Origin of the sequence: Adlercreutzia faecimuris, assembly GCF_022669055.1 — a bacterium.
Taxonomy (GTDB): Bacteria; Actinomycetota; Coriobacteriia; order Coriobacteriales; family Eggerthellaceae; genus Enterorhabdus; species Enterorhabdus faecimuris.
Genome location: NZ_JAJMLW010000001.1, coordinates 573,086 through 586,100 on the forward strand (window position 1 = coordinate 573,086; position 13,015 = coordinate 586,100).

Here is a 13,015-nt window from a genome sequence, read left to right on the forward strand (position 1 = left end):
GGCGCGCCGTCCTATGACGACGCGGTGCACCAGGCCTACGACCAGAAGATGACCTCGCTGAAGCTGGGCATCGCCCAGGGCGTCACCTTCGAGGGCGTCACCTTCCGCGACGACGTCCTGGCCTCGGGCGATTTGGAGGACGTGAACGAGATCAACTCGCTGCTCGACTCCATCAACGTGGGCAAGGGCACCACCGTCGACCAGATGAAGGGCGCCACGGCCGTCGAGGAGAAGCGCCTCGAGGGCATCCGCGTCAACGTCTACGAGTACCACCCGGAGACGGGCGCCATCGACTCGCGCATCGCCACGGACGCCGACGGCAACCTGGCCTCCGTCGTCACCGACGACACCGGCTTCTTCCGGTTCCGCCTGAAGGCCGGCAAGCACTACATCATCAAGACGTCGGACACGGTGCAGAACCGCCTCATCAAGCCGACGCTGAACACCTGGAGCCAGAACGCGCTGGAGTACCCGCAGAAGGGCTTCGCCTACGACGGCACCTCGGCGCTGGTGGCCGACAACGACCTGCGCTACGTGTCCGGGTCGGCCCGCACCTATCCCATCGTGGCCGAGATCCCGCTCGACGAGAACAACATCGCCATCTACGAGGACTACCTCAACCAGTGGATGGGCTACCAGCGCCAGAACAAGCTGGCCCTGGGCTACGTCGACGGCACCAAGGGCTACCTGGGCGACACCGTGTGGAACGACGAGAACTACGACGGCGTGCAGCAGGCCCACGAGCAGGGCATCGGCCAGGGGCCGAAGAACGGCGGCGTGCGCGTCAAGATGGAGACGTGGTACTACGCGCCCAAGGAGTTCTCGGTCGAGTCGGTGCCGAAGGTGGACGAGAACGACGAGATCGTCTTCGAGAAGGATGCCGAGGGCAACATCAAGCTCGACCCGGCCACGAAGGACGAGCCGCCGTACTTCGGCAAGATTCCCGTGATGGAGGACAAGGTCACGGCCAGCGATGAGTACGAGTGGTTCCTGCTGCCCGGCGACGAGCTGCGCGAGGCCTGGACGGGCGACGCGGCCGCGGCCGGCACCTACCTGTTCCGCGACGTGAGCACCTTCGTGGTGGATCCGCGTGACACGCGCGAGATGGAGGAGGACTACAAGACCAAGCGCCTGGCGGGCTACCGCCTGCGCATCGACCAGGACGACCTGGCCAGCCTCGACGAGGACTACGCCGTCACCGTGCGCGACGCCTTCATGCGCGATGAGCACGGCAACCTGCTGGGCAACTCCATCGACTCCGACTCCGACCTGATGACCAAGCCGGTGGAGACCTCCGTGCTGCGCCAGGCCGGCGACGATCAGCTGGAGGACGGCACCAACGCCACGGGCGAGTCGGTGCTCACCTACTACCTGAACGAGCAGGGCTCGCAGCCCGAGGCCGGCTCGTTCGCCGACGAGTACATCGTGCTGTCGAGCATCGGCATGCAGACGTCCGACCCGACCCCCTACACCGAGATGCAGCAGGGTACCCAGCACCAGCGGGTGTCCTACCGCACCACCTACCGCAACGAGTCCGACAAGGCCCAGGACCTCACCATCACCGACCCGTACCCGACGGGCGACGACGTGACGGTGGTGGCCGGCTCGCCGACGTGCAGCTACGCCGGCGCCACGGTCAACGCCAACGCGACCGACGCCGAGGGCAACCCGACGGTCCAGTGGACGAACATCCACCTGAACCCGGGCGAGTCCGTGACGGTGGAGGTCACCTACGACCTGACGGTCACCAAGACCATCGTGCACATCGTGAGCATCCTCGGCGGCGAGGACGGCGAGGTGGAGACCAACCCGGTCAGCCACAAGGTCGTTCGCGACATCGAGGCCCTGAAGCCGCTGCTGCCCGAGCGCATGGGATCGTCGCGCGAGGACCAGGAGGTCAAGGTCTTCGATGAGGACACCGGCTACCTGAAGGAGACCCTCGTCCCCACCATCCCGGTGCCCGCCGTCGAGGGCATGACCCTCGATCAGGCCATCGCGGCCCTCGAGAAGGCCAACACGAGCCCCGATGCCTCCGGCAACGTGCCCGACAAGCAGCTGTACGCGGGCCGCGTGACCTTCGTGGCCGACGCCGGCGGCTACGCCGGCGCCACAGCGGGCACCGTCATCCGCCAGCAGCCGGCCGCCGGCGCCCTCAAGTTCCCCGGTGGCGCCGTCAACCTGACCGTCTACGACCCCGACGGCTCCTTCAAGGCCGCCTACGAGCCGCGCCGCTACGCGGACACCGCGGCCGTGGAGAAGGCCCTCGACACCCTGTACCAGGATGTGAGCACGCTCCTGGCCGCCATCCCGCAGGATCCGGAGGAGCCGCCGACGCCCGAGTCCCTCGACCCGGACGGCGAGAAGTACCACTTCTCCAAGTTCCTGCCCGCGGGCGTGACGGCAGCCAACGCCACCCAGGCCCAGGTCGACCAGGCCAAGACCGATGCCGCGGCCACCTGGTCCAAGGACTGGAGCGCCTTCCTGGGCGAGTGGGGCGACAAGCTGGGCTTCAGCTACTACGACGGCGAGGGCAAGCTCGTGGAGCCCACGCCCTCCAAGAACCCGGCCGCCGACGCCCTGGCGGGCCAGTACGGCCAGCCGTGCCGCGAGTACAACGTGGTGCTGGCCAAGGCCATCGCCGGCACGGGCGAGGGCAGCGACCCCTCGCAGCCCTCGACCAACCGCAGCGACACCAAGGACGCCTGGCAGGCCTACAAGATGGCCTACGTGGGCCCGGACGCGCGTCCGGATGGCTACGAGTTCCTGCTGTCGGGCGGCGGCATCGTCATGAAGCTGCCGGCGGATGAGTTCGTGGGCTACGAGAACATCTACAAGACCATGAGCGTGAACTACGTGGCTGCCACGAAGGCTCACGAGGCTGCCAACTTGGTGTACACGCGCCTCAACACCGACTACACCAACTACAAGGCCGACTACCTCAACTACGTGAGGGAGAAGGCCGAGTACGAGGCCGAGGAGGACTACGGCTCGGGCAAGATGCTCGACGGCAAGCCCATGACCGGCAAAGAGATCGGCCCCATCATCTACGACCTGGGCGACGCGGCGCGCCTGTACAACTGGGATGCGGGCCTGACCGAGGTGCCGCGCTCCACCATCAACGGGTTCATCTGGGATGACTCCTACCACGGCACGCCTGCGGGCGCCGACGAGGCGACCATGCGCGAGCGCGCCTACAACGGCGTGCGCGACCAGGCCATCACCGAGAAGGCCGACGACGACGCCGAGACCGTGGTGGCCGAGGCCGAGCCCGGCCTGGGTGACCAGGTGCTCTACCTGACCCAGTGGTACTACGTGCCCTTCGCCGACGAGGGTGACTTCCACTTCACCACCCGCGACTGGGATGCGATGACCGACGACGAGCAGGCCGCGGCCCTGGCCGCCGCCGGCGTGACCGCCGACCACACGGCGGCCGACTGGGAGCTGGCCACCGACGGCTCGGGCCTGTGGGTGCGCAGCCTGGCCTTCGGCACCGACAAGGCCACGGGCAAGTGGCACCGCGAGATGGTGCCCGCCGTGGACGACATGGGCAACGCCATCTTCAAGCCCGACGGAACCCAGGACACCATGCGCAAGGAGACCCTGATGGGCCCGCGTTCCACCGGCTCGTGGCAGGTGGAGGGCAAGAAGGGCGTCATCGCCGTCAAGTCCGATGGCGTGAAGACCATCGAGACCCCGCGTGTGGACGACGACGACAACCCGGTGCTCGACGACGAGGGCAACCCCATCGTCGACATCACCTACGACAGCTCCACCATCGGCAACTACGCCTTCGATGAGCTGCCGGCGGCCTACACGTCTGCGGGCGGCGAGCACTACCTGGCGTCCTACCGCGTGGAGCTCGGCGAGTTCAACCGCGAGAACACCGCCGGCGACGAGGCTTCCGCGGCCGACGACGAGCAGTGGCTGCTAACCCGCTTCCACCAGGGCACCAACCCCAAGGCCGATTCCGACGCCACGGGCGACGCGGCCAACCCCGGCGTGGGCGGCGGCGTGGCCTTCACCGCGCAGGATGCCGTGGTGACCCTGGCCGGTGCCGAGAAGAACGGCGTGCGCGCCCACAGCGGCCACATCATCGTGGCGGGCGCGAGCAACGACACCCGCAACTCCAACGTCGAGACGGCCACCACCGCCATCGACCTGCAGGCGTCCAAGGTGACCATCCCGATATCCGATGTGATCGCCGGGGCCGCCCCCTCCAAGGCCGCCGACGCGGGCCTGCTGGTGAGCCGCGACGAGTACGTGACCTACGACTGGCTGACCTACCGCCAGACCCTCGATGACGACGATGACCCGGTGCTGGGTGACGACGACAAGCCGCTGCAGGTGGTCCATGGCGGCGACGCCGGCGAGGTCAAGCCGCCCACGCAGTCCATCACCGGCATCGTGTGGAACGACGCCGACAACGACGGCATGCGCGGCGTGAAGGGCGCTGACGGCGCCTGGAGCGGCCTGGCCGACGGCGAGGAGCTGCTCCCCGGCGTCCAGCTGACGCTGGAGCGCTACTACCAGGTGGTCGGCGACCCGCAGGCCACGTGGACCTACGACCCGACGTGGGCGAGCAACGACGCCGCCTACCAGGCGAACCCGACGGTGGGCCTGCTGGGCGACAACCACTACGGCGCCTACACGGCCCCCGCGCCGGCGCCCGACCCGGATGCGCCCGCGACCCGCGAGGGCGAGGGCGACGACGGCGATGAGCCGGTCGAGCCCGAGCAGCCCGTGGCGGCCACCCACAACACGGTGACCGACGAGAACGGCGCCTACCGCTTCGACGACCTGAAGACCCAGGGCTGGCTGGACGTGCCCGTGGCCGCCGCCGGCGACGAGCCCGCGGCCCGCGAGGGCGACGAGCCCGCCACCGAGCGCAAGCGCGTCATCTTCGGCTACAAGGTGCGCGTGACCGACACCGACTGGTGGAACCGCTACTGGGGCACCGCCAAGTACCTGCAGGGCGACAGCTACGCGCTGGCGTCTCAGGACTGGACGGCCGACTCCGACCTCATCCACGCCGACGGCTACCTGATGGCCCATGCCGAGGACGGCACGCCGGAGGAGGTGACGGTGCTGCTCGACGTGGCCACCGGATCGTCCCCGACCGTCAACGACGCGGCGGTGGCCAACGCCAACAACGCCAACCTGAACACGGCCGACCGCTACGGCGCGAACGGCCGCTACGGCACGACGGCCCGCCCGAACGCGGCGTCTGCGGTGCCCGACGTGCTGACCACCAACGCGGCCGCCGCGGCGGGCGTGGCCTTCGAGGCCGCGACCACCTACGACATGGCCCGCGGCGCCGACCGCGCCGGCAACGACGCCGGCTTCCGCGAGCCTGCCTTCGAGTCCGTCGAGGGCATCGTGTGGCACGACGCCGACTACGACGGCATCTACGAGCCCGACCCCGTGACGGCCGACGACAGCACCACGACCGAGGGCGAGCAGGGCATCGCCGGCAAGCGCGTCATCCTCAAGCAGTGGTTCTGGGCTCCCGTGGCCGTGGAGGCCGAAGAGCCCGAGGAGCCGGTCGTGCCGGCCGGCCGCCGGGGCCGCGAGGCCGAGCCCGCGAAGCCGGAGGAGGAGAAGCTGCATGTGCTGACTTCCTCCGAGCTGGCCGCGGCCGACCCGGACACCTATATATGGCAGTGGGTGCGCAACGACGACTTCGGCGCCGACAACTACACCCAGGCCATCGGCGCCACCGCCGTGGGCGACGCCACGCTGCCCCACGCGCTGACGAGCGCTATCCCCCAGGCTACCCATGATGGCAGCCTGGGCGCGGTGTGGACGCTCACCGAGGGAGCCGGCACCGCCGCGATGGCGGGCCGTTACGCCTTCGCCAACCTGCCCGCCCGCTACGTGATGGACCGCCGGGCCGAGGGTGCCGACGTGGCGCATCCCGCCACCGAGTACCTGGCCGGCTACACCATCGAGGTGCTCGGCGGCGCCGAGGCCGAGGACGCCGAGGCCATCTCCGGCCTGCCCGCGACGCTCCTGCAGCAGGGCACGGCCGACGCCGGCAACTCCAAGGCCATAAGCGCGCTTGCGGCCAAGGCCGACAAGCTCAACTTCAACGACTACGAGGACGGCAACTACCCGGTGCGCTGGAACGAGATGACCGTCCAGGTCACCGACGATGACGACGCCACCGTGAAGGCCACCCTCGACGGCAAGCTGATCCTGGCCGCCCAGGCCCTGGCCCAGCCCACGGCCGGCACGCGCAATTTTGCTACCGGCAAGCGTAATGATGCCGGCAGCGACGTGGCGCGCGGCACGCAGAAGCAGTATTACGTGGAGCAGACCCGCTCCGCCGCCACGGCCGGCCAGGCCGCCGGCGCCGAGGTGGCCGCCCACGGCGACCAGACCGTGGTCTACGACTTCAGCCGCGCCCAGTCCGACACCCGCATGAACGCGGGCTTCGGCGAGTACGGCTACACCACCGTGTCCGGCAAGCTGTGGCAGGACCAGAACTTCGACGGCATCCTCAACCCGGGCGAGGTGCTCATCCCGCAGGGCACGCTTTCCATCACCCAGTGGTTCTACGTGCCCAACGGCACGCTGCTCGACAACGGCTCCGACCTGATCGCGGCGCTGCGGGCCGACGCGGCCAGCGCCACGCCGCACTTCGTGCTGGACGAGGCGACCGACCCCGCCCACGGCGTGTGGGTGCGCGCGCTCGACGACCGCACCACCTTCGCCCGCAAGGACGTGACCACCGACGCCACGGGCGCCTACGCCTTCAAGCAGCTGCCGAGCTTCGTCTACGTGAAGGGCGCGGCCACGGTGGCACCGGGCGCCGACGCCGACGACCCGGCCGTCATCACCGGCAACGACTTCAAGGTGCTCCAGCCCAACGACACCACCGGCGTCGAGGAGGCCACCAACGCCAACGAGGCCGACGCCGCCTACATCGACCAGCTGTTCATGACGGCCTACCGCCTGACGCTGGCCGACACCGCGCCGGACTACTCGCTGACCACGGCCCACGTGGGCATCAACGTCGGCGACAAGAACCTGGGCGACCTGAGCTCCATCGTGGTGCCCGGCTCCACCCTGGAGGGCTCGGACTCCGACGGCGTGCGCACCGACGGCGACCGCGTCATCCAGGTGATCCCCGAGTACTTCGACAACTCCTGGAACGCCGAGCACACCTTCGACGAGTACGACAAGAACACCAACGACGCCTACCAGGCCGACGACCGTGACCAGAAGGCCGAGGACGCGGCCGGCAAGCCGAGCACGTGGCGCACCGACGGCTACGTCATCGTGGCCGCCAAGGGCTCCATGCACAACTCCGACACGGTGGGCGACGGCGACGACGCCGTGACCACCGACTACCGCACCTACCAGTACGAGCAGGTGTACAACGGCGTGCGCTACGACGTGCCGCGCCCGATGTTCGCGCAGCAAGGCGGCGACGTGGGCCTCATCAAGATCCCGCGGACGAGCCTGACCGGCAGCGTGTGGGACGACACGGGCAGCCGCGTGTGGGCCGACCCGGCCAAGACCGGCTTCAACGACGCCTTCACCTACGACTACGCCACCGGCTATAACGGCAAGCGCGACGCCGGCGAATCCGGCATCCCGGGCCAGACCATCTACCTGACCCAGTGGTACTGGGTGCCCGACGCCATGACCGCCGGCGCCCAGTCCGGCACGGGGACGTGGGTGCGCAACGAGCAGTTCGGCAGCGACACCTACACCTCCAACAAGTACCGGAAGGCCACCACCGAGGCCCTGGCGCCCTACGTGTTCGACCGCGCCACCGGCAAGCCGCTGGCCTACCAGTCCACGAACGCGGACGGCACCGACGCGTCCGCCGGCATCCTCATGGTGACCACCGACGCCGACGGCCAGTGGACCGTGGACAACCTGCCCACCGTCTACGTGACTGAGGACGACCAGTACTACCTGGCCGCCTACCGCGCCGAGCTGGCCGACCTGTACGGCCAGCCGGGCTCCAACGCCGTGGACGGCACCGACAACGACTGGCTGCTCACCCGCTACCACGACACCGGCGCGGCGGCCGGGCATCCGGCCACCAACGCCGTGGTGAACGGCTCGAACTCCGTCGACGCCGACTCCGACGTGGCGGCCGCGGTGAAGACCGACGGCACTGACGGCACCGCCGGCGGCATGGTCATCGCCAGCCGCGTGGCCGACACCACGGCCGGCGACGCCTCCGACGGTACCGGCGCCGACCCGGCGACCGACGCCAACCGCACCACCCGCAGCCACGACGGCCAGGTCATCCTGGCCCAGGCGGCCCAGGCGGGCAAGAACGTGAACGCCCACATCACCCTGCCTGCGGGCGAGGGCATGGGCCCGCAGGCCGAGACCTATGACTGGATCATGGATCCCGACACCGTGACGGATGAGAACAGCAATGCGGTGGCCGTGCCCGTCCAGGCCGGCGACGTGGGCCAGGTCCAGGCGCCGCGCCAGTCCATCGGCGGCTTCGTCTGGATGGACGGCGACAACGCCGGCAACGGCAACGACGGCCTCTACGACGCCGGCACGCCTTCGGTGCCCGGCGTGGGCGGCGCCGCCGGCACGCCCGCCGTGCCCGGCGAGCCCCCGGTGGAGGGCCTGGCCGTGGCGCTCGAGCGCTACGTCATCACCGCCGAGCAGCAGGCCGACGGCAGCTTCGCCGTGCCCGCGGGCGCCGAGTGGGCCCGCGACGAGGCCTGGGCCGACAACTGGGCGGCCTACGACGCCGACCCGACGGTGGGCCTGAAGAAGGGCGCGCTCGCCCGCACGACGACGACCGCCGCCGACGGCACGTTCAGCTTCGGCGACCTGCCGAGCCACGTCTACGCCGAGGGCGCCACCCGCGAGGTGACCGACACGGTCACGGACGAGGACGACAACGAGCAGACGGTGACCCGCATCGAGCGCGATCCGGACACCATCACCCTGTACGGCTACCGCCTGCGCGTCATCGACCCGAAGTTCTGGGAGCGCAACCTGGGCGTGGCGAAGTACCGCCAGGGCGCCAAGGACGCCAACTTCCAGATCGACTCCGACCTCCTCTACGCCGACGGCTACCTGATGGCCCCGGGCGAGTACGACGTGCTGCTCAACGTGGTGGAGGCCGACAACGCGCCGGCCACCAACCACCTGGCCGCGCCCGGCTCGAACAACTACAACCAGAACTCCGCCGACCGCTACGCGGTGGCGGCCAACCCCGATGCGGCCACCCCGGCCGCGGGCGCCTACACCCCGGCCTCGGGCGTCGTGCGCAACGACGCGCGCACGGCCAACGAGGTGACGGCCGAGGCCCTGCTGGATTGGCACAACGTGACCGCCGACGGCATCACGTCCACCCGCACCCTCGTGTACGACCTGGCGCTCGGCGCCGACCGCGCCTTCAACGACGCCGGCCTGCGCGAGCCGGTGAGCAACGCCATCGCCGGCGTGGTGTTCAACGACACCGACTACGACGGCACCACCCAGCGCGAGGTGACGGCCGATGACGGCGCCGGCAACATCACCACGACCACCGAGGACGAGCCCGGCTACGCCAACAAGAAGGTCATCCTCAAGCAGTGGCTGTGGAACGCCGAGACCAGCGCCTGGGAGCAGAACACGAGCTTCGGCAACGACTACTACACCCAGGCCGGCGCCAACAAGAGCGCCAACGCCGACGCGGCGGTCATCCCGAACGCCACCTACGACGCGGCCCTCGGCGGCGTGTGGGTGCTGACGGACGCCGACGGCGCCTACGACTTCTCCGGCCTGCCGGCACGCCACGTCACGCCGCGCGCCACGACCGACGGCGTGAAGGGCGCCGCCATCGAGCGTCTGGCCGGCTACACGGTGGAGGTGCTCGGCAACGACACCACCGCCGAGCAGTCCATGAACGGCCTGCCGGCCACCCGCATGCAGGTGGATGCCGACGGCAACGAGAGCTGGGCCATCGACCCGGCGACCGACCCGATCAACTCCAACGTGGCCAGCGCCGCGCAGAACGCCGACGCGTCCTACGCCGCCGGCAACTACCCGGTGCGCTGGAACGAGCACACCACCCAGGCCGAGGCCACGGCCGCGGGCGCCGCGAACGCGTTTGCCAAGGCCAGCCTGGAGGGCAAGATCGTCCTGGCCGTGCCCACCACGGCCGACGCCACCGCCGGCGCGATGACCGGCTTCGGCGGCACCCAGGGCCAGTACCGCGTCCAGGCCACCGGCAAGGCCAAGGCCGACGACGCCGCGCCCACGGTGGACGTGGACTTCGACTTCTCCGTCGGGTTCGACCAGCTGGCCATGAACGCCGGCTTCGGCCTGTTCGGCACGACGACCGTCAGCGGCCGCGTGTGGCAGGACGACAACTTCAACGGCATCTTCGACGGCGCCACCGTGGACGGCGCCGGCAACACCGTCGCCGGCGAGCCGCTCATCGACGGCAAGATCGTCACGCTGACGCAGTGGTACTACGTGCCCGACGCCGACGGCCAGAACGACACCTTCGAGCCCGCCGACGGCGAGCGCGTGGTGGCCGGCGCCGCCCAGCGCGAGGTGGTCATCGACGGCAAGGTGGTCGGCGCCTGGATCCAGGTGCCCGGCTACGTGCGCACCGCCACCTCCGGCGCCGACGGCAACCTGGGCCACTACGCCTTCAGCGACCTGACCGGCTTCGTCTACGTCGAGGCCGAGGGCGGCAAGAACGTCGTCCGCCAGCCCGGCGCCAAGGCCGGTACCAACCCGCTCGAGAACGAGCACGAGGTGACCACCGACAAGCTCTACATCACGTCTTACCGCCTGGTGCTGACCGAGATCGCGCCCGAGTTCTCGCTGACGCGCCCCTCGGTGGGCATCAAGGTGGAGACGGCCACGGCCACGACGGCCCCCGACGGCTCGACGGTCATCAACCGCACCGACAAGCCGGCGTCCCAGCCCTCGAAGCCCGACGGCACGGACGGCAAGGGCAACGCCGTGACCGACGGCACGCTCGGCCGCGAGGACCTGGACAGCGACGCCATCCGCAACCCGGACGGCACCATCGAGATCCGCGAGGAGTTCTTCGACGGCGTCCAGGGTCAGTGGCGCACCGACGGCTACGTGCTGGTGTCCGACCATGCCCAGGCGGGCGACGGCCACCAGTACCAGCTGACCTACGGCTCCGGCGCGTCCGGCACCGTGGACTACGACGTGCCCGACCCGATGGGATCCCAGCGCGGCGGCGACGTGGGCCTGTTCCGCGTGCCGCGTGCCTCCATCACCGGCATGCTGTGGAACGACGCGTTCTTCGGCAGCGCCGACGCGCGCACCTACAACGGCATCCGCGACTCCCAGACCGTGGCGCTGCCCGACGGCACCACCGCGGTGGAGGAGGAGCCCGGCATCGCTGGCGAGGCCATCCTCATCACCCAGTGGTACTGGAACGGCGCCGCGTGGGTGCAGAACACCCAGTTCGGCCTCGACCGCTACACCTCCAACCGCGACGACGTGAACCGCGGCGCGGCCCCGGTGGCGCCGATCCTCTACGACGGCAACACCAAGGACGCCCCGGCCGGCAACGCCACGGGTGACACGCTCGCCTACGTCTACGCCGATGCCAAGGGCAACGTCGTGGACGCCAAGGGCACGCTGCACACGGCGGCCACCGCCGGCGCCACGCGCGTCGACGGCGTGCTGGCGCTCACCACGGCCGAGGACGGCACCTACTACTTCGACAACCTGCCGACGGCCTACGTGTCCGAGGACGACCAACACTACCTGGCGGCCTACCGCCTGGAGCTGGCCGACGTGGAGCACCAGGCCAATACCGACGGCAGCGACAACCAGTGGCTGCTCACCCGCTACCACGTGGTCGACAACGCCGGCGCGCCGGTGGACGTGACGGCGGATTCCGACGCGGCCGACGTGACCGCGAAGGGCATCGCCGGCGGCATCGTCATCGGCGGCAGCTACGACGAGTCCGGCATGCAGACGCGCGCCAACGACGGCCAGGTCATCCTCGCCGCTGAGCGCAACCTGCCGGCCGGCGCCATCGCCAACGGCGACGGCTGCGTTGATCTGCCCGCGGGCCAGGCCATGGACACCACGGCCGGCCAGGTCTACGACTGGACCAAGGCCGCCCAGGGCACCGACGTGTTCGGCAACGCCGGCGTGGCCACCGTGCGCGGCGGCGACGTGGGCGAGACCCAGGCCCCCATCCAGCAGATCACGGGCCAGCTGTGGTTCGACGACAGCAACGACGGCATCCGCGACGCGGCCGAGGATCCGGCCGTGGGCCTGGACGTGACGCTCGAGCGCTACTTCATCAAGGCCACGCTCAACGCCGACGGCACCTTCACGCTGCCGGCCGACGCGCAGTGGCTGCGCGACGACAAGTGGAACGCCGCCGACGGCGCCAAGTCCACCTGGGCGAGCGCCGCCCAGTGGGCCGCCTACGACGCCGACCCGGCCGTGGGGCTGGGCGACGACAACCCGGCCGGCTCGGCCAGCGCTGCCGACGCGGACGTGCCGCGCACGGTGCAGACCGACGAGGACGGCACCTACACCTTCCCGAACCTGATGAGCCAGGAGTGGGTGGGCACCGGCGCCGACCGCACGCTGGTCGTGTACGCCTACAAGGCCCGCGTGACCGACCTGGATTGGTGGAACCGCTACTACGGCACCGCCAAGCTCCACGAGGGCACCGACCGCGACGCCGACTCCGACCTGGTGTACGCCGACGGCTACCTCATGGGCGCCGACGAGTACGACGTGCTGCTGCAGCTCTCCGACGGCAAGTGCTCGCCCAAGTCCAACGGCTTCACCGGCCTGAACTCCAAGAACCCGAACAACCGCAAGGACGAGGCCGCGGCCGGCACCGCCGACGTGACCAGCGCCCTGCGCACCTACGACCTGGCCTGGGGCATCGACCGCGACGGCAACGACGGCGGCCTGCGCAAGCCCAAGCTGCAGTCCATCAGCGGCCTTGTGTGGCAGGACGCGAGCGGCAGCGTGACCAACCTGGCCGACACCGACTACAACGGCCTGCGGGATGCGGGCGAGC

Annotated in this window: 1 protein-coding gene (only partly in view); it reads left to right on the top strand. The window is 70.1% G+C overall.

All 13,015 nt of this window come from inside a single coding sequence — locus LPT13_RS01935, SdrD B-like domain-containing protein, on the top strand. Of the gene's 66,612 coding nucleotides, 38,820 precede the window and 14,777 follow it; the stretch shown corresponds to coding positions 38,821-51,835, spanning codon 12,941 (complete) through codon 17,279 (partial); the first complete codon in view begins at position 1. Both codon boundaries (start and stop) fall beyond the window edges.